Origin of the sequence: Colwellia sp. C1TZA3 (assembly GCF_007954265.1) — a bacterium.
GTDB lineage: Bacteria > Pseudomonadota > Gammaproteobacteria > Enterobacterales > Alteromonadaceae > Cognaticolwellia.
The window spans coordinates 15882-36269 of sequence record NZ_VOLS01000019.1 but is presented as its reverse complement, the minus strand read 5'-3'; the positions used below and the strand labels follow the sequence as shown (position 1 = coordinate 36269).

The 20388-nt window shown below is 38.8% G+C and carries 16 protein-coding genes; 9 read left to right on the top strand and 7 right to left on the bottom strand.

Going from position 1 to position 20388, the window contains the following annotated elements; all coding sequences use genetic code 11:
* Window positions 1–852, bottom strand: coding sequence for a 16S rRNA (cytidine(1402)-2'-O)-methyltransferase (rsmI, locus tag ESZ39_RS07750; RefSeq protein ID WP_146879339.1), 852 nt, complete (start codon window positions 850–852; stop codon window positions 1–3).
* 62 nt (window positions 853–914) lie between these two features.
* On the opposite strand from rsmI, the gene ESZ39_RS07745 reads away from it, so the two are divergent.
* The 4 genes from ESZ39_RS07745 to ESZ39_RS07730 are packed head-to-tail and all read left to right on the top strand — an operon-like array spanning window position 915 to window position 4360.
* Window positions 915–2792, top strand: a complete 1878-nt coding sequence (locus tag ESZ39_RS07745) for a penicillin-binding protein activator (RefSeq protein ID WP_146879338.1) — start codon at window positions 915–917, stop codon at window positions 2790–2792.
* Between the two features lie 13 nt (window positions 2793–2805).
* On the top strand, window positions 2806–3153 hold the full coding sequence (locus tag ESZ39_RS07740; RefSeq protein WP_262984483.1) for a YraN family protein: 348 nt from the start codon (window positions 2806–2808) through the stop codon (window positions 3151–3153).
* A 42-nt stretch (window positions 3154–3195) separates the two neighbouring features.
* The gene (locus ESZ39_RS07735; RefSeq protein WP_146879336.1) at window positions 3196–3786 is read left to right on the top strand and encodes a phosphoheptose isomerase; all 591 of its coding nucleotides are present in this window, start codon (window positions 3196–3198) and stop codon (window positions 3784–3786) included.
* 1 nt (window position 3787) lies between these two features.
* Window positions 3788–4360, top strand: a complete 573-nt coding sequence (locus ESZ39_RS07730) for a BON domain-containing protein (protein WP_146879335.1) — start codon at window positions 3788–3790, stop codon at window positions 4358–4360.
* A gap of 252 nt (window positions 4361–4612) precedes the next feature.
* Here the strand turns inward: ESZ39_RS07730 and ESZ39_RS07725 are convergent, their stop codons facing one another.
* Window positions 4613–5038, bottom strand: a complete 426-nt coding sequence (locus ESZ39_RS07725; RefSeq protein ID WP_146879334.1) for a hypothetical protein — start codon at window positions 5036–5038, stop codon at window positions 4613–4615.
* A 206-nt stretch (window positions 5039–5244) separates the two neighbouring features.
* Window positions 5245–7608, bottom strand: a complete 2364-nt coding sequence (gene mrcB / locus ESZ39_RS07720; RefSeq protein WP_146879333.1) for a penicillin-binding protein 1B — start codon at window positions 7606–7608, stop codon at window positions 5245–5247.
* 564 nt (window positions 7609–8172) lie between these two features.
* Between mrcB and miaA the strand changes: the two genes are divergently transcribed.
* Window positions 8173–9108, top strand: a complete 936-nt coding sequence (gene miaA / locus ESZ39_RS07710; RefSeq protein WP_146879331.1) for a tRNA (adenosine(37)-N6)-dimethylallyltransferase MiaA — start codon at window positions 8173–8175, stop codon at window positions 9106–9108.
* Window positions 9109–9277: 169 nt separating this feature from the next.
* Here the strand turns inward: miaA and ESZ39_RS07705 are convergent, their stop codons facing one another.
* The 3 genes from ESZ39_RS07705 to hrpB all read right to left on the bottom strand — a co-directional run bounded on the left by ESZ39_RS07705 (window position 9278) and on the right by hrpB (window position 14949).
* Window positions 9278–9610: a PBPRA1643 family SWIM/SEC-C metal-binding motif protein gene (locus tag ESZ39_RS07705; protein ID WP_146879330.1), complete on the bottom strand. Its 333-nt coding sequence runs from the start codon at window positions 9608–9610 to the stop codon at window positions 9278–9280.
* Window positions 9611–10091: 481 nt separating this feature from the next.
* Window positions 10092–11897: an ABC transporter transmembrane domain-containing protein gene (locus ESZ39_RS07700; protein ID WP_146879363.1), complete on the bottom strand. Its 1806-nt coding sequence runs from the start codon at window positions 11895–11897 to the stop codon at window positions 10092–10094.
* A 544-nt stretch (window positions 11898–12441) separates the two neighbouring features.
* Window positions 12442–14949 carry an ATP-dependent helicase HrpB gene (gene hrpB, locus ESZ39_RS07695; protein WP_223270288.1) on the bottom strand — a complete coding sequence of 836 codons (2508 nt, stop codon included), beginning with the start codon at window positions 14947–14949 and terminating at the stop codon, window positions 12442–12444.
* 461 nt (window positions 14950–15410) lie between these two features.
* Here hrpB and ESZ39_RS07690 point away from each other — a divergent pair, with 461 nt between their 5' ends.
* Window positions 15411–15812, top strand: a complete 402-nt coding sequence (locus ESZ39_RS07690; protein WP_146879329.1) for a hypothetical protein — start codon at window positions 15411–15413, stop codon at window positions 15810–15812.
* A gap of 361 nt (window positions 15813–16173) precedes the next feature.
* Here the strand turns inward: ESZ39_RS07690 and pepB are convergent, their stop codons facing one another.
* Window positions 16174–17481 carry an aminopeptidase PepB gene (pepB, locus tag ESZ39_RS07685; RefSeq protein ID WP_146879328.1) on the bottom strand — a complete coding sequence of 436 codons (1308 nt, stop codon included), beginning with the start codon at window positions 17479–17481 and terminating at the stop codon, window positions 16174–16176.
* 443 nt (window positions 17482–17924) lie between these two features.
* On the opposite strand from pepB, the gene sfsA reads away from it, so the two are divergent.
* From sfsA to gluQRS, 3 genes are all read left to right on the top strand, one after another.
* On the top strand, window positions 17925–18635 hold the full coding sequence (gene sfsA, locus ESZ39_RS07680) for a DNA/RNA nuclease SfsA (RefSeq protein ID WP_146879327.1): 711 nt from the start codon (window positions 17925–17927) through the stop codon (window positions 18633–18635).
* Window positions 18636–18931: 296 nt separating this feature from the next.
* Complete coding sequence (gene dksA, locus ESZ39_RS07675; RefSeq protein ID WP_146879326.1) at window positions 18932–19372, top strand: RNA polymerase-binding protein DksA; 441 nt, start codon at window positions 18932–18934, stop codon at window positions 19370–19372.
* A 21-nt stretch (window positions 19373–19393) separates the two neighbouring features.
* Window positions 19394–20290 carry a tRNA glutamyl-Q(34) synthetase GluQRS gene (gluQRS, locus tag ESZ39_RS07670; RefSeq protein WP_146879361.1) on the top strand — a complete coding sequence of 299 codons (897 nt, stop codon included), beginning with the start codon at window positions 19394–19396 and terminating at the stop codon, window positions 20288–20290.
* The last annotated feature ends 98 nt before the right edge of the window (window positions 20291–20388 follow it).

The window sequence follows — 20388 nt, the reverse complement described above, 5'->3', positions numbered from 1 at the left end:
TTACTCTTTCATTGCTAAAGCATATTCATAAAGTGCGTTTTTCTTCACGCCATGAATTTCTGCCGCAATAGCGCAAGCTCTTTTTGGCTTCATTTCTGACAAGAGTAACTTCAGTGTTGCCACCACATGAGCGGGAATATCATTGGGATCAATTTTTTTCCCTTCGATGATCAGCACCATTTCACCTTTAAGCTGATTAGGATCTGCTTGTAAAAAAGCTAATAAGTTTGCCGCGGTGTCTGAATGAATAGTTTCAAAAGTTTTGGTTAATTCTCGCGCCATCACAACATAGCGTTCACCACCAAGAGTTTTAACGATGTCTTCAACGGTATCAATGGCACGGCGCGGCGCATCATAAAACACCATAGTTCGGGGTTCGTTGGCCAGTTCGTTTAATGTTGATTGTCGCGCACCTGTTTTTGACGGTAAAAAACCTTCAAAGGTAAATCTATCAGTGGGTAAACCGGCGACAGACAGCGCAGCGATAGCGGCACAAGCACCGGGAATGGGTGAAACTTGCAGCCCTTGTTGGCGACAATGGCGTACTAAATGAAAACCCGGGTCACTAATTAACGGTGTGCCAGCGTCTGACACTAAGGCGACACTTTTTCCTTCTTTTAACAAGATGGCAATTTGTTCTTGGCGCTGACGTTCGTTATGATCATGCATCGACATGGTTTTATTTTTAATCGCATAAGCTGATAACAAACGTTGGGTATGCCGAGTATCTTCACAGGCAATAATATCGACCTGTTCGAGTATATCCCGCGCCCGTTGACTAAGATCACCTAGGTTACCGATAGGTGTGGCAACTATATATAAGGTGCTGGGCTGAATTTGAGAATCCGACATAATAAAATACTTGTGTTGAGACTGAAGAGGATGAAGTTTATTATAAAGCACTATTAAAAAGTATGGATTTATTAACTTTGACACTCACTAATTGGTTTTCATCTTATAAAAGTGGTCTTTGTGCGTTTATAACAGTCGCTATTTTGGCTAGCTGTTCAACAACTAAGCCAAGTAAACCAGCAGAGTCAGCTGAAAAACAAGCTGAAACTATGCAAGCGCTTGCAACAAATTTAACCGCTGAGCAACTAGTTGCGCAAGCGGCATCACAAGTTTCAGCCAACCAACAGGATGAAGCCCTTAACTCGTTATTAAACGCCAGTGAGTTATATCTAGCACAAGCTAAACCCCATAAAGCGCTTTGGTTAGCTAAGCAACTCGATGGTTTAGCGCCATCGCCAATAGAGCAATATCGCCTAGCTATTATTGAGGCTAAAAGTTTCTTAGCCTTGGCAATAATACCTGATGCTTATCTAGCACTCGAAAACGCCAATAATATTAAAGAAAAAGCGCAACTGACTCACCGCCTTGACTATTTTCAAACATTAACTCAGGTGCAAACACAAAGAAACCTGCCCATTGCCGCACTAGATGCGAACTTAAGAGCCTTTGCTGAAAGCTCACCGGCAACTGAATACGATATTGACATTATTTGGCAACAACTTTGTCAATTATCACCTTGGCAGCACCAACAGTTAATTAAAATGTCGCCACCGAACTTTAAAGGTTGGAGCAAACTGCTTGCTTTTGCCAATCAATTTGGCGATGACCATGCCAGATTCAAACGCTATTTACGCCAATGGCAACGAGAGTTTAGCAGCCACCCTGCAGAATATATTGTGACAAGGTTACGCCAACAAGCGCCAACATTAACTAACGAATATCAAAACATTGCCATTATTATCCCGCTTTCAGGTAAGCAAGAACGCGCCGGCAAAGTAGCGCAACAAGGTGTACTGGCGGCTTACAATATCAATAGCGCTAAAACTTTACACTTTATTGATTCAACAACTTTAGATATGACTACGTTAAATGCCAAGCTAACTGAGCTAAACATCGACTATGTTATAGGCCCGCTACTAAAAGAAAATGTTGAGCGCTATTTAGCCCAAACTGAGATAATAACACCAACATTGTTGCTTAATTTACCATCAGCTATTGCCTTACTGCCTCATCAAGTTGCTTTATCAATGCGACCAGAAGATGAAGCGATACAAGCGGCTACTACACTCAGTCGTCAACATTATCAATACCCAATAATATTAAGCCATCAAGACAATGCCAGTCGTCGCATCGCGCAGACCTTCAGCCAACAATGGCAACATATCACCGGTAAGGCGCCAGAAATTGTCTTTTTTAATAGCGATGCTAAAATGCAAAATCAACTTAAAGCTAGCCTTGGCGTTGATCTAAGCCAGCAAAGAACAAAAGAGCTAAATCGCTATATAAAATATTCCATTCAAAGTGAATTACGTAATCGTCGAGATATTGATATGATTTACGTAGTGGGTTTGCCGCTAGAAACCAAGCTTTTAAAACCTTATATCGACGTTAATATTAGCCCTTTTGCTGATATAATTCCGGTCTATGCCAGCTCACGCAGTCACAGCTCTAAAATAGATAAGAGTGATAATCGTGACTTGTCTGGTTTAATATTTACCGAAATGCCTTGGCAGTTAAAAAGTAAACAACAAAACCAAGTCTTAGCGGCACAAGCAAAAAAACTTTGGCCTAATCGCAGTGACAGCTTACAAAGTATTTTTGCCATGGGTTTTGACAGTTTAGCCTTAGTAGACAAGATTTCTGCTATGCAAAATAAAACTTATGTCCGGCATTATGGTCAAACCGGTATATTACAATTGGGTGTTGATAATATTTTGACCCGCAGCCTAATTTGGGGCAAATACAGTCGCAGCAAGGTACAAGAAATTGCTATGGACTAATAAGAACAACACAGTGACTACAGGTAAAAATAGTGAGCAATTAGCGGCCCACTATTTAAGCCAACAGGGTCTAGTCTTACAGACCTGTAATTTTCAAAATCGCCGTGGTGAAATTGATTTAATCATGAGTGAAAATGATGTTTGGGTCTTTGTAGAAGTGAAGTATCGCAAAAATAATCACTTTGGCGGCGCTATTGCTGCTGTTTCTATTAAAAAACAGCAAAAAATTAAACAATGTGCGGCATTTTATCTGCAACAGGCCGGATTAAATGAATATAATACCCCTTGCCGATTCGATGTTATCGCTATGCAAGGCGATATTAATAACCCAGCAATTACTTGGCTTAAAAATGCCTTTTAATCAATGCCCTTTAAGAAATTAAATAACGGAGCTAAGTCCACCATGTTAGAACGCATAAAAAGTAATTTTACTGAAAGCATACAAACAAAAATTGCCGCCAGCGAATTATTAGCAGGGCCAATTGAACAAGCTGGAATAGCGATGGTACAAAGTCTATTAGCTGGCAATAAAATATTGGCCTGTGGTAATGGTGGCTCGGCTGCTGATGCTCAGCATTTCTCCGCCGAGCTATTAAATCGTTATGAAACAGAACGTCCACCGTTGCCAGCCATTGCCCTGACAACCGACAGCTCAACCATTACCTCTATTGGTAATGACTATCATTTTGATGAAATTTATTCTAAGCAAGTACGCGCATTGGGCAACAATGGTGATGTATTACTGGCTATTTCTACCAGTGGCAATTCTCGCAACGTGATAAAAGCGATTGAAATTGCGGTTTCTCGTGATATGCCAATTATTGCCTTAACCGGTGGTGACGGCGGTGATATTGCTGGCCTACTAGGTGAAAATGATGTTGAAATTCGTGTGCCTTCAAGTCGCACAGCGCGAATTCAAGAAGTGCACTTAGTGGTTATTCATTGTTTATGTGACATTATAGATACTACATTATTTCCACAAACTGAGGCTTAGTATGTCGATAAAATCAATTGTCAGCATAATTACCCTTACTGTGTTACTGCAAGGCTGTGTTGCTGTTGCTGTTGTTGGCGTTGTTGGTGGTGCGAGCATGGCAACGGATAATCGTTCTTTGGGCAATCAAATAGACGACCAAAAAATTGAAATCGATGCCTATGCAAAACTCACCCAAATAGACGCGTTAAGTGACAATACTAACTTACAAGTGGTTAGTGTTAATGGCAGTGTGCTAGTTATTGGGCAAGCACCTAATAGCTATTTACGCGATGAAGCTATTAAAACAATTAATGGGGTCAATGGCGTTAAGCAACTGCATAACCAGATTCGTATTAGCAACACCACATCTTTTATCACAAGAACTAGTGATGTTTGGCTAACGTCAAAAGTAAAAGCCTCTTTATTTGGCGCTGAGAAACTAGACGCAACCAATATTAAAGTGATAACGGAAAATGGTGAAGTGTTTTTGATGGGCTTGGTCACTAAAGCACAAGCGACTATGGCGGTAAATATTGCGCGCAATGCTAGTGGCGTTAACCGAGTGTTCAAAATATTTGAATACTTAGATTAACTCTATAAAAAACGTCTAAAACACTACTATATCAAAAGACAAAATGTCTGAGATAGACCTAAACATCGTCACTCTTTCACATCGATATACATGGATGTATTAATGTCGTGAAGCCATGAATGGCTAGGAGCGACCATGTGATCGTGACACACCGTTCTTCCCTGAACATAAAAAAGCAAACCTAATGGTTTGCTTTTTAGTATAAATTTTTCATTTTTTATCACCTACGAAAAAAAGTCACCGGTTAATTAGTCAACTTGGTATCAGCTGTTCAATATTTGCGGCTTGCTGATCACCTATTAATAACTCGCCTTTTAGCCACTGTAATGCCTGTTGCCATTCTAGCTCTAAGCCAGAAAAAATAGCACTATTCCACTTATCATATGCGCGTAATAAATTTACATCTGCTACAATAATGTGGCTGTTATCTGAATGGCAAACAAAGGCAATGGCTTTTAAACCCTCATAAGAACATATAGATAATTTCGCTTCATAACTATAACTATACTCATTAGTTCTGTTAATAAGCATGCCAAAATCACCCGGTATATGTGCTTTAAAAAAAACGGCACACTCTTCAATCATTTCAAGTGAGAATTCAATACCTTCATCAATTGTAACTTCAACAATATTTTCAGCCAGCAGTATAAAACAACCAAAGTTTAGTCTATATTTCATAATGTTCCTTTTACGTAGGTACTTTTACATAGGTACTTTTATATAAATACCTATAGATAAATACTTTGATGCTAACTATATGGCTTAATAGGCTTTACTCAGTGCTATGTTTTTACGCTCTCCATAGTGCTAAAAGCAGGGTTATTCAAACGACACCATAGCGAAACTTACCCACCAAAAGCTGAGCAGTTAAGCGCACTATAACACTAATCACCAAATAACTTTTCTAGCCAAGATTTCGGTTTTACTTTTTTAGGCACTTGTTGGCATTGTGTTTCATAAATCAACCCCGTGGTAACAGCAGGCAGTAATTGCGAATTATCACAGCTTTGTATCACCGCCCGACCACTTTTATTATCAAAGCGTACTAACTCAACATTTGCTGGCATTTTTGGGCGTCGGCTAACCGCGCCAGTTTTTTGCATAAATTCGGCAAACAGCACTAATGCACCGCTACTACCAGTTAATTTAGTTGATTTGTTATCGTCTCGACCTATCCAAGTGGTGACTAAAATTTCATTATCATAGCCCACAAACCAACTGTCTCTTAAATCATTAGTTGTGCCAGTTTTTCCCGCTATTTTTTTATCTTTAAGCCGCCACGTTAACGAACTTGCGGTGCCTGACGTAGTTACTTTATTTAAGGAAAAGTTGAGTAAATAAGCCGCTTGTGTGGAAATAATGGCTTGTTCTAAGGCCTGAAACTGCCATAAGGTTTCACCACGAGCGCTAACTATTCGCTCTATCGCATGTGACGTTTCAGCCACGCCATGATTAGCAATAGGTATGTAGAGTTGGTTTATTTGCATTGGTGACATATTTAATGCTCCAAGCAGCATTGACGGACGAGTCACAATATCATCCTGATAGCCCAATAAATGAATGGCTTGAGCAACATTGTCCAAACCTAGCTCCATACCTAAATTCACTGTTGGCACATTAAGGCTTGATACTAAGGCATCAATTAAATGCACTTGGCCTCGGTACTGACCATCATAATTTTTGGGTCGCCATGCTTGGCCGTTTTCAGTTGACAGGGTAATCGCTTTATCTGCAATTAAAGTCGCTAAATTAAAGCGTTGATAGCGCTCTAACGCCGCAATATATATCGCAGGTTTAATTAAAGAACCAATGGGGCGCTTAGCATGTAACGCACGATTAAACCCTGCGTAACCAGCCTTTTTCCCGGCAATTAAAGCGCGCACTACACCGGTTTTAAAATCAGACACTACCATCGCCACTTGCAATTCAGCGCCCGACTGTTGCTCTAAAATTGGTAAAGTTTGATCAATACTGGCTTGTAATGCCAGCTGTTGATTAATGGCAAAACCGGTAAATACTCTAACACCAGATTGTTGCTCATATTGAGATAAATGCCGCGCTAATTCAGCTTTGACCAATTGCAGATAAGCGGGGAATTTTTGCTGTTTTACACGACGTTTTTTTCTGATCGATAACGGTGACTCTAGTGCACGCTCAAACTCATGCTGGGCAATAATTTCTTGCTGATACATTAATCTTAAAACTAAATCTCGACGCTTAATAGTGCGCTCTGGAAAACGCCAAGGATCATAGTAACTAGGTCCCTTAACTTGGCCAATAATCATCGCCATTTGTTCTAAGTTAAGTGATTGAATTGACTTACCAAAGTAAAACTCAGCGGCGAGCCCAAAGCCATAAATACCATTGGCATAATGCTGGCCTAAATAGACTTCATTAATATACGCTTCTAATAATTGGTCTTTGCTATATCGATACTCTAAGATCAGCGCCATAATGGCTTCGTTCGCTTTACGCCATAAGGTTTTATCACGAGTTAAAAACATATTTTTAACCAGTTGCTGCGTTAACGTACTGCCACCTTGCACCGTTCGCCCTGCCCTAAAATTTTGATACAGTGCGCGTAAAATGCCTAACGGTGAAACGCCATGATGAAAATAAAAATCACGGTCTTCAATTAATAATAAGGTGTCTAATAATTTTGTTGGCACCGATTGCAATGACACCAAAACCCGGTCCTCTTTGCTTTCAGGCAAAATTCTATCGAGTAAAAGTGGCTCTAATCGCAGTTGTGAAACCTTTTTGTCATTAAGATATAACTTTTGAATATTGCCGTTAACAAGATCAATAGTCATTTTTGTTGCCGCTTCCACACCGGCGCCAAAATCAAAAGCGCGACGATAAATAATGGCGCGAGTTTTTGACAAGGCAAACTCGCCAGGGCGCCTGACATCAAAAACTTTTTTATAGCGATTAGCGACTAACGACTGCTTTAGGTTAGTGAGGCTTAACTCACTGCCTAGGTGATAAGTTTCAATAGCACCATAAACCTGAACAGGCACCTGCCAGCGTTGACCTTCAAACTTATCACGCACTTTACCATCAAGATAAATACTATAAAGAAATAGCACAAATACGGCGATAAAAGTCATTTTCACTACCAGCCAAAATGACCAGCGAATAACACTTTTTAAGCGGTTATTGCTAATATCCTCTGGTGCTTTTGCGTTTTTAAGTTTGTTACTTGATAATTTTTTGGTCGCTTTTTGTACAGGTTTTTTGACTATCATACGTTATTAAAGTGCCTCTAGAAGATACCGTTAAGCGTTTATAATAATCTAGCTAAGACGATATCCCAAACGATAATTTTTAAGCTCATAAAATAGTGCTTAACTCTCAAGCATAACGGCGAAATTAACGATATAATTCTGCTTTTATTTAAATACCAGTTGAAATAATGAATCTGTCAACTTAGCGCTTCAGTAGCGAGCTTAGAACCAGCAAAAGCTGTTATACCAATTTGATTAATTAAGTGATCTACTTTTTCATGAGGAAAAATAAGCAGGTAATTAATCAACTTGGTATTAAGCATAGTTATGCTGTGTTTCATACATTTTGCAGCGTGCACTTGATTGTTACTGAGCTCCCAAAGGGCGAGTTTAAAAGGCTTATAGGCGGCGTTATTGATTTTGAAAATGGAACAACTATTCTCTTCAATCAATGCCTTGCCGACATGGATGTAGGTACTTAGGTTCAGTATGAAACAATGAACCTGTGCCTACAAACCTTTTAATTCTCGCTAAGTCGTGAATTCATTAATTCAATTGGTATAAATCAATTTCTAAAGGTTAACTATGTCTGCATTTAACATGCTCGTTGTACTGGGTTCAACAGCGTCGGGGAAAACCAAACTGGCAGTAGAGCTAGCAAGAATGCTAAACGGTGAAATAATTTCAGCCGACTCTCGACAAGTTTATCGCGGTTTAGATATTGGCAGCGGTAAGGACCTTGATGAATACCAAGAAATTAACCATCACTTAATTGATATTGTTGACCCAGGTTACGAATATAATATTTTTGATTTTCAACAAGATGTTATCAATGCCTATCAGCAAATTAACTCAAAAAATAAGCTGACTATTTTGGCTGGTGGTTCAGCCCTTTATGTTGACTCAATCTTAAAAGGCTATCGCTTAATTGCCGTACCTGAAAATAAAGCACTTAGGTCAACATTAGCTACCTTGAGTCATGAGCAATTAGTTCAACAGTTAATGCAGCTTAAACCTAATGTGCATAACACCACAGATCTTATCGAACGTGAACGACTCGTACGCGCTATTGAAATAGCCGAAGGCGAGCTAGCGGCACAAGATACAATTAATGACTTTCCCGCACTCAAGCCACTTATATTTGCCATAAAATGGCCCAGAGAAGTTATTCGCCAACGTATAACCCTGCGCTTAAGGCAACGCATGGCACAAGGCCTTATTGCAGAAGTGGCACAGTTACATGCCCAAGGTGTTAGTTGGCAGACCTTATATTTTTATGGCTTAGAATATCGTTTTATTGCCCAACATTTACAGGGGCAATTAAGCGAAAATGACTGTTTTCAAAAATTGAACTCTGCTATTCATCAATTTTCAAAAAAACAAGACACTTGGCTGCGAAGGCTAGAACGAAATGGCGCTAAAATACATTGGCTCGACGGCGATAAAAATATGCTTGCACAAGCCATGGCGGTAATAGCGGGCTTAAATAGCTCAAATACTGCAAATGAGTGCAAAACCTAATACAGTAAAAGCTTAGCTGTTTCAGCTAAAAAATAGTATTTGTAAACTTAGATATTAACTGAAGAGAAAATTGACAGAGTAAGTGTGATAATACAGATGGGCTTAGCCTGCGCCGCTCATAAAGCATAGAGCAGCATCAGTTTTAAGCCGTATAAAAAATAATATTTTGTTAACCGCAACACTTTTTATATTTTTTGCCACTACCACATAAACAAGGATCATTACGGTTCGGCGTTTTATCAAACCTAGTGGTGCTTGGCTTGTTAAGTATGGCGCTCAGTTCAATAATATCTTCGTCAGCGGCGCTATCTACCGTGATGTCAGCAAACAGTTCATTATCGGCAACTAATATTACGATTTCTAATTTCTTTTCTTCACTAGTCACCACTAGCGTTAACGGGTGTTTTTCTGTACCAAGCTTAACAGCACGCTTAGTGTTATAACCTGTTTTTACATGGTTTACTCTGGTATGGATACGCCCTTTGTAATACAGATCGTGCATGATGAACTCCGCTAAATGAAAGACTAAAAATTAAATACTAGGTTTGAGCGCGGCAGTATAACGTAAAACGTAAAATAGTCGACTGTTGAATGCATGAACTTAAGCCTTGCCTAGCTTTTAGTGAAAGGTGGCTAGAGATTAATTTTTTTGCTCATTGTTCAGCCAGTAACAGCTCGTTGACTAAAAAAGTAAACTAATAGCGAGTTATTGGCCTAATGTCTTTGATATAAAACATCGCCTTTGGCTGCATAGCCACTTATATCGGTTAGCGTTTTAGTGTTAATTTAGCTTGTACACTTAGCAACAAGTCAGAGGTAAAAATGTTGAACAGCGTGATTAATACCAAGTTGATTAATTACCTACTCATTTTTAATGGTTAAAATGAATAACTACAGCGTTATAAAATTTATAAGTAGAATGACTACTGACTAAATTTTATGCCTTATATTTATCCATTTTTCCTCATGAAAAAGTAGATCACTTAATTAATCAAATTGGTATAATTAGCCTCGGCATAGGCTTTATCAAACTGTAACTCACAAAGCCTTTGATAAAGTTTTGAGCTTTTTAACAACGATTTATGATCGCCCTGATCAACAATTTTACCTTGGTCCATCACCACGATTAAATCTGCATGAATCACCGTAGCTAATCGATGCGCGATAATTAATGTTGTTCTATTTGTCATTAATTCATCTAATGCGGCTTGCACATGATGTTCACTTTCTGCATCTAAAGCGCTGGTTGCTTCATCAAGCAGTAATACCTCAGGATCTTTTAAAATAGCGCGGGCTAAAGCAATTCGCTGTTTTTGTCCACCAGATAATCGCACCCCTTGTTCACCTAAAAAACTCGCGTAACCTTGCGGTAATTGGTTAATAAATTCATGGGCATGGGCTTTTTTCGCAGCGCTAATAACCTCTTCATCACTCGCTTGTGGCTTACCATAACGTATGTTGTGCCAGACATCAGAGCTAAACAGTATAGGGTGCTGTGGCACCATACCCATGGCTTGACGTAAGTCGGTTAATTTTAGCTGAGTGATGTCGATATCATTAAAACTAATACGGCCTTTTTGAGGGTCATAAAAACGTTGTAATAATTCAAATAGTGTTGTTTTTCCTGCACCCGAGGGCCCCACTAAGGCGACAATTTTCCCGGTTGGTATCGCTAAATTTATCTGATGAAGTGCCGCACTGTCTGGCCGTGATGGATAATAAAAATCAACATCTTTAAAGCTGATCACCGACTCGGCATGATTATTCATCACTTGTGGAGAAGCTAACTCTTTAATATCACTTTTAATTTCAAGTAGTGCTAACAACCGAGTCGCCGAGCCTGCTGCTCGTTGTAATTCACCATATACCTCAGCAATAGTGGCGACAGACATAGCAACAATGATGGCGTAAAAAATAAAGGCGCCTAGTTCGCCAGCACTCATCTGCCCTTTTAGCACATCCATACCGCCCACCCACAACATGCCACTGATCGCACCAAAGGTAAGAAAAATAACAATAGCGATTAAATATGAGCGTTGCTTTACACGTTGTTTGGCGACAGAAAACGCTTTCTCTACTTCATGGGCAAAAGCATGTTGTTCTTTTACTTCATGGGTATAACTTTGCACAATTTTTATATTTTGAATAATTTCCCCAGCATAAGTACCGACATCAGCAATAGCACCTTGTGAACTTTCGGCTAACTTTCTAACTTTACGGCCATAAATCATCATAGGTATTAAAATAATTGGCACTGAAAAAACCACAAAGAGCGTTAATTTAAAATTAGTCACCATTAACATCACTAACCCGCCAATGAGCAATAATATACTGCGCAGTGCCATTGAAAAAGACGAACCAATAATAGACTGTAATAAGGCGGTGTCAGTGGTTAAGCGCGACATTAACTCACCACTGCGATTTTCTTCAAAATAGCTAGGGTGCAAAGTAACAATACGATTAAAAACCGCTTTGCGCATATCAGCGCTGACCCGTTCACCTAACCAAGACATTAAATAAAAACGACTAAAAGTGCCAACGGCAAGCAAACTAATTAAGCCAATTAAACCCAAAATTGCTGATTGCAATTGTGCAACTGAACCAGCAATAAAACCACCATCAATAACAAACTTTACTCCTTGTCCTAAAGACAAGTTAACCGCCGCAGTGATTAATAAGGCGAATAAGGCCAAGGCTAACATTAGCTTATATGGTTTTATAAAGGCGAAGATAGGTAACAGACTGTTGAGGGCTTTAGACTTGTTTTTTGCAGAACTATTATCTGAAATAGGCTGATTAATGGTTTTGCTGTTGTCGATCACAGTGGCTTTCCAGGATAGTTTTCTTCTATTAGAGGTGGTTATGAAAATACATATTTCAAGTAGACACACTATAATAAAACCGCGAAAAAACTATCAGCAAAAATGCAGTGGTTATGTCTTTAGTTAACATAGTGCCAAAAATCCCGCTAAATGCTAGAGAAAACTAGAGCTTTAATAGCTAAAAAACTCTAATAGTCGGATGTACATTGGGGATGTTTTAATGAAAAGGTAGTTGGACTACTTAACTCGCTTAACGCTTGATATGTTGCTTATTTTTTCTTGTTGCTTGTGCATTAGCTGGGTCGTCCGGCCAAAAATGCTGATTAATGTGAAGCTGTATTTTAGATTGACTGCATTAAAAGCCATAATATATATAGTTATTAGCTAAAAAACACAATATCTACATTGACCACTTGATTTCAGACTAAACATTGACAAAAATTGACAAAATTCAACTATGGATTGACAACTATACTATAAGAGACTAATTCAATAAATAATGATTATAGCGTTAAGTATTTCGACTTTTTCTAGAATTACCTGCTTTTTCTGAAAATGGGTCTACAGGCCATCTATGGCGGGGATATTTAGCTCGCATATCTTTTGCAACTTCAACATATGATCCTCCCCAAAAGTTGGCTAAATCACTCGTTATTTGTATTGGTCTTCGAGCTGGTGATAACAATTCAAATCGTAGTGCTATACTATTGCCAGCTAACATCGGAGATTTAAGCTCTCCAAACAATTCTTGTAATACGACAGCCACTGTTGGCTCTGAATTTTTGTCGTAAATAATTGAAACCTTTTTATTACTTGGTGTTATATATGTTACTGGAGCTTCTTTATCAAGTACTTTTGATTCTTCATATGTTAATAATGAGGATAATAGCGGTAATATTTTCACCCGTTTTAATTCAGATATTTTTTTAATATTTGAGACATACGGCAATAACCAGTTTTCTGAAGTACTCATGATTATAGCCTCGGATAACACAGGAAACCCCTCCACTTTACCACCAAGCCATACTACCCTTTTCAACCAGTCATCACATTCTTGAGTCCAGCTTAATATGTTTCTAGCATCGGTCTTTAGCAAGGATTTAATACTGTCTAATATAAATTCAATCGGAACGTCATTATTTCTTGTTTCTTCGATAATTAAACTGCCATATTTCTTCAGTACCCTTGCGTATACACGGCTTTTGTTTGGTGCTAACTCATATGCTATTTGTGCTGAAATTTTTTGCGAAAACCTTTCGGCTAAAATATATTTATTAAAAGTAATAGCACTAAAGACTCGACCTTCTTTTTTTTGAGCATCGCAATCATTAACAACTAAATATTCATTATTAATAAGAGGATCATCTTCTGCAAGAAAGACCCCTTTACCATTTGCTAGTTGATATTTATTACTATTAGCTGAACGCCTTTTAGCCAGCCTTTCAGGAAATGCTAGCAGTAACAAATATGCTGCGATATCTGAAATACCTGAAATATCAACTGTGCTTTTTTTATGCCTTATAGATGACTGTAGTGTCCGAACATCTTTAGCTACCGTTTTTAAGGTATTTCTATTTACATAGGCTTTATTAACATTACCGGTATCGTTCTCAATAAGGACCTGTAGTCTCATCAAAAAATCAGCACTATCACTACTGGGTAATATATCTCGTTCTGACAAAAGAGCAGCAATATTACAAGCAATTTCACGCTCTTGATTACCATTAGCTATCAACATCATCTTAGCTAATCTTGGGTGGATAGGCAGAGCACTTGCTTGCTTTCCAAGCGTTGTGATTTTTCCTGATTTCTCAAGCAACCCTAGTTTTACGAGCAAATGTTGAGTTGAGTCATAATGAGCTTTTGGGGGGGGTGTTAACCAATTTATTTCTTCGTAACTTGAATGCCCTGCGCTTGCAAGTTCTATCACTGCATCAGATAAATCTGCATTCAAAATTTCTTCTTCTTGATAATCTTTTAACGCTATATGTTCGGATTCACTCCATAGCCTTAAACATTTTCCTTCAGATAACCTGCCTGCTCGACCCTTACGTTGCTCAGCTGATGCTTTTGATATATTAGTGGTAGTAAGCTTTGACATGCCACTGGATGGATTGAAAATAAGTTTCTTTTCCAGACCTGAATCAATGACACAGGTAATACCTTCGATGGTTAAACTAGTCTCAGCAATATTAGTTGTGAAAATAATCTTTCTAACATCTAATGGTGCTAATGCCATAGCCTTTTCCTGCTCTTCCAATGGCAATGAACCATGTAATGACACCAGTTTAAGTTTATTGTTTTCTGAAAATACTGTTGCAGCATGTGAAATACACTTTTTTATGTCTGCAACTCCTGGTAGAAATACCAGAATATCCCCTTCGTCTTCAATGACATTAAATATTGCTTTACAGACATTCGATGCTAATTGTTTTTTATCTGTTTTTTGATGAAAGACACTGACAGGATAAGCCCTTCCTTTGCATAACATCACAGGTGCGTCATCAAGGTATTTTGATACTAAATTAGTATCTAATGTTGCGGACATAACTAAAAGGCGAAGATCTTCGCGGATCACCTGTTGAATTTCAAGAGATAACATAAGTGACAAATCGGTATTAATGGATCTCTCATGAAACTCGTCAAATATTATAAGACCAACACCGGCTAATTCAGGATTTGATTGCAGTCGCCTTGTCAATACTCCTTCGGTTAGGATTTCAAGTCTTGTGGAAGCTGATATTTTTTTATCATTTTTTACTTGATAGCCAACAGTTTCACCAACCTTTTCACCGAGGCATTTAGCTAAGTAATTAGCAATTGACCTTGCTGCCATTCGTCTAGGCTCAAGCATAATAATTCGCTTACCATTAAGAAAATCAGCTTTTAATAATTCAAGCGGTACGACAGTAGATTTACCTGCCCCAGGTTCAGCCTGTAGCACTACACTCTGGTTATCTTTTAACTCTCGCAAAAGTTCGACTAGTATTTTATTAATTGGAAGGTTAATTTTATGCACTCTTTGTTTTAGTTTATCGGTTGTCTTCGATATGAATAAGCATTTAATACGAGATGTAAACAAACACTTTATTGATACGATCCTTCAAGCTGAACTATACCTAAAAAATATTTTAGCTTATATCATTCATCCTTAACCACCCTAGGTATTATACCAATCCCATTAAGTTATTGCTCACTTGTACTAGTTAAAATAGCTCAAGGCTGTGTTGCTCTCAATCCCAATAGCCAGCTATTGCTCAATCGAGCGCCTTACCTTGAGTTATTTTTCCTGCGCACAACAAGATCACAAACTTAATGGAACTGGTATTAGATAGTAGTCAGTCCAAACATAGAAAATAAATTTTTAACCTTGATTTTTAAGAAGATTTAAATTGGCAAATTTTCGAAAACATGCTTACTTGGCAAGCGCGTAAAATACTGCTATTACTGTTCCCCCTTTGGTTGAAATGGCGTTTGACAATGGAAACAATAGTGGAAGATAAATATTCAATAGCATCGCGCTCGAACATTTTACAAGTAGAAGCTTTTGGGCCATTTAATGCTCAGGTGACCGAAAAATATATCAACGATATGTATGGTGCTTGTGAACAGTTTTCTGGTCAACCTTGGGGCTTATTAATTGCTTTTTATGGCAATAGTGTTTTTTCACCTGAAGCGGAAGATGCCTTAATAAAGGTCAATAGATACCGCGTAAAACATGGCTTAATTGCCAGTGCAAGTGTATTAATTGACAGCAGCACTGCTGATATTCAACAGTTACAGCTAGGACGGATTTACCAAGCCTGTAATATTACCTTTTATGTTTTTAGTGATATAGACAGTGCAAAGTCTTGGCTGGAACAATATCTACAACAACGCTAAACCACATTAAAAAGTTAACAGTCCTTCACCAATCTCACGCGCTTAAAGCCACCAGTAACATATAAAAAACAATAAAAAGCTGAATAAATGTCAACTTGCTAAGTGGCTATTAGCTTACTGAATGACGAGCGCTTTGAGCGCGACTAGTGAAAGTGAATAATACCAAGTTGATTAATTACCTGCTCATTTTTAATGGTTAAAATAAATAACTACAGCGTTATAAAATTTATAAGGTGAATAACTACTGACTAAATTTTATGCCTTGTATTTATCCATTTTTCCTCATGAAAAAGTAGATCACTTAATTAATCAAATTGGTATAACTGCCACTTAGCCTCGCCAAAACCTGCCTTTAAATAAATTAATGCTGAGTAATTAAGTCTGCAATCGTAGCAATACCGAGACCTGTTGCACCAGCAGCCCATAGGCTAGAATCTGCACCATTATAAGCGCCAGCTAAATCAAAATGTAACCAACCAGCACCATCGTTATCAACAAAGCGTGATAAAAATCCTGCAGCATTACTCGCACCACCAGCGCCACCACCTTTTGCTGTCCGACTATTGGCCGTATCAGCAAATGCCGATGGACATTTATCTTGATGCCAAGACGCTAAAGGAAACTGCCATAATGCTTCACCGGTAGTTTTTGCTGATGCTTGTGCTTTTGCCGCCACGTTATCATCAAGCGCAAATAAAGCAGAGTAATCACCGCCAGTTGCCATCACAGCAGCACCGGTTAAGGTGGCAGCATCAATAATTATTGGCGCGCCCGTTTCACTAGCGGCCATTAAACCATCAGCTAGCACAAGACGGCCTTCGGCATCGGTGTTAGCCACTTCACAAGTAACGCCATTTTTATAGGTAATAATGTCGCCAAGTTTATAGGCATTACTGCTGATCATATTTTCTGCACAACATAGGTATAACTTAACCCGTTGGTTCAAACCTTGTTTGATTGCCAATGCCAATGCACCGGCAACAACAGCTGCGCCGCCCATGTCACACTTCATATCAAACATACCAACATTGCTTTTAAGACTGTAACCACCGCTATCAAAGGTAATGCCTTTACCCACTAAGCAGGCAGTAACTTCAGCATTTTCATCAGCACTCGGGTTAAAATCAAGCTCAAGTAAACATGGCTCATTAACACTACCTTTACCGACATTGTAAATACCCATCCATTGTTGCGTTTTGAGTGCTTCGCCTTGAATAAGACGAGTCGAAACATGGTTAGGGGCAAGATTTTTAATGTACTCTGAAGTTAATTGTGCCAACTTTAAAGGGTAAAGTTCAGCCGGTGTTTGGTTAGTTAAGTCGCGACTCCAAGCATAAACAGCTAGCTTATTTTGCAAACGTTCAATCAAGGCTGGCTCACCACAAAAACTGATGTTCTCTAGTTTGTTAACACAGCTAAATCCAAGCGCAAAGGCCCACTGACTAGCTTCATCCCATGCATCACCCTGAAGCGATGCATGCTCAATGTCTAATTTTTCTATTTTACGCGCCGCCATTTGAATTTTTCGTAAACGATGAACAGCGTCTTGAGGTAAGTAAATAGCGATATTATCATGGGTAATTTGTAGGGTTTTATCTTGCTGCCAACCTTGTGCGTGATTACTAGTGGTTAAGGTTATTGATACTGAAGCAGAATTAGCTGTGGTCATGTTATCGCCTTTGCATTTAATGTTAGACTAATAGTCTATACCCGTTCCACTAGACCGGCAAACAATTAACCTTTGCGGCTTATTTATCAAACTGCTTTTTTATCTGCTTTAGGCTAAACCGATTAATGGCATTGAGCCTAGTAAATACCTTATTACTTAGCTTAGTTGGCGTTAAAATTTTTATCACTATTTTTTATCGTTATTTTTTTATCACTATAACATTAGTGACATTTTGCAGATGATTCGCCAGAGCCCCACATACGCTTTTATGGTCTTACGTACTAAAAAATTCAGTACGCCAAGACAGTTTTGTGGCCTTAAACTATTTTTTATCCCTAAATTATAATGACCATAAAGCGCATTGACAGAAATTAGCAGTTCAACAGCTCATCACGTAAAATGAAATAAATCTGATGACTCATAATATGTAATGAAAGTATGTAATGAAAATTAATTTAACCAAAGCGACTATAATTAAGCGTTACAAACGCTTTTTGGCAGATATCACCTTAGCAGACGGTAGCGATTGCACTATTCATGTTGCCAATACCGGTGCGATGAGTGGCTGTGCTGTTCCTAATGATACTGTTTGGTTTAGCACCTCAAACAACGCCAAACGTAAATACCCCTTTAGTTGGGAGTTAACGCAGACCCAAGAGAATCATTTTATTTGTGTTAATACACTGCGGGCGAATCAACTGGCAGAACAAGCTATTTTAAATGGCACCATTACTGAACTACAAGGTTTTAAAACATTAAAGCGCGAAGTAAAATATGGCGATGAAAATAGTAAAATTGACTTTCACCTGACCGATAAAAGTGGCCAAGAGAGTTTTATCGAAGTCAAAAGTGTGACTTTATTGGCAGAAAATCAGGGCTATTTTCCAGACGCTGTGACCTTACGAGGGCAAAAACATTTACGCGAGTTAATGGCCATGGCAGAACAAGGCCACAGAGCCGTACTTTTATTTGCCGTACTGCATTCAGGCATAAATGATGTAAAGCCTGCAGCACATATTGATGCTAAATACGCAGAGCTGCTGCGTGAAGCAAGCGAACGAGGCGTTGAAATCATAGCCTACAAAGCTATTTTTCAAAAAGAAAAACACACTTTTACTGTCGCTTTAGCCAACAAAATATCGGTCATACTTTAATGACAACAAAGAAATAGCGACGATAATGATTGACGCGGGGGTTAAAAACTTGCTAAAAGAGCTTGCCCAAATTTTATCGCCACCTTGGTCAAAAATCAAACAGTCGTAATATTTTAAAAATATTTTTAATTTTATGCTGATTATTTATCAATTAAGCCTTGAATTTTATAGTAGCTAACACAATATATGTGGGATATTTTAGGCCTATATACAGTGGCCGTTACAACCAAGCGATGAAGTTACATGATGTAACCCATATTCATCGATTTAGGTCGAGTAGCATTAGGAGAATTAGCATGCCAGCACAGAAAACATTAGGTATATTAGCATTAGCAGGTGTCAACCCTTACGTTGAAAAACCTAAAGAAGAATACATGAATGCCGCGCAACTAGAACATTTCAAAAAAATTCTAGATGCATGGCGTATACAACTTCGCCAAGAAGTTGATCGCACCGTATCGCATATGCAGGATGAAGCCGCAAATTTCCCTGATCCCGTTGACCGTGCCGCTCAAGAAGAAGAGTTCAGTCTTGAATTACGCACACGTGACCGTGAACGTAAACTGATCAAGAAAATTGAGAAAACCTTACAGCTTATCGAAGATGATGACTTTGGTTTTTGTAACTCTTGTGGCATTGAAATCGGCATTCGCCGTTTAGAAGCCCGCCCAACCGCAGATCTTTGTATTGAATGTAAAACATTGCAAGAAATTAAAGAGCGTCAACTCGCGGGTTAAAAGCCCTCAACGTTGTTAGCCATCAGCCAATCTTTGCGACCCGATACCTCAAGTATTTATCGGGGTCGCTTTGCGCCTTCTCCTTCCGGTTTATTACATTTTGGTTCATTAATTGCTGCGCTGGCAAGTTATCTAGACGCCAAGCACAATAACGGCCAATGGCTAGTAAGAATTGAGGATATTGATCCACCTCGTGAAAAAGTGGGTGCCAGTGCTGCTATCCTAACAACACTGGAAAACTATGGTTTGCACTGGGATGAAGAAGTACTTTACCAAAGCCAACAAGATAAAGTTTATCGCGAAGTATTAGCCGAATTAGGCCAGCAACAACTCAGTTATTATTGTCGCTGTACTCGGGGCGAAATTAAAGCCACAGGCGGAATCTACCAAGGCCATTGTCGACACTTATCACAGCCCGCAAGCAATAGTGCTATTCGCATAATTAACACCATGGGTATCTCGCAATATCACGACCTTATTCAACACTCAGTAACCTGCAATACTGAACTGGCTCAAGAAGACTTTATTGTCTTAAGAAAAGATGGCCTATTTGCCTATCAATTAGCGGTTGTTGTTGACGATATCTATCAAGGTATTACCCATGTTATCCGCGGTTGTGATTTACTTGAACCGACAGCACGACAATTAAGTTTTTATCAGATATTACAGCGTAATCCGCCTAAGTTTGGCCATTTCCCACTAGCGGTAACTCAGCAAGGTTTTAAGCTTAGCAAGCAAAATAACGCCGCAGAAATTGATCAAAAAAACCCAGTACCTTCACTATTTGCCGCCTTAACATTTCTGGGTCAACAGCCGCCCAAACAATTACAACAAGCCAGTGTTACTGAACTTTTAACCTGGGCAATCGCCCACTGGTCAATTACTCAAGTACCAAAATCACAAGAAATAGTTTTATAAGTACAATTAACGCCGATTTTTCACCCTGTTTGCATTCTCTTTTCCTTTACACTGTTATATCATTGCGCGGGAAATTTATCGATAAAACTGGGGTCCAC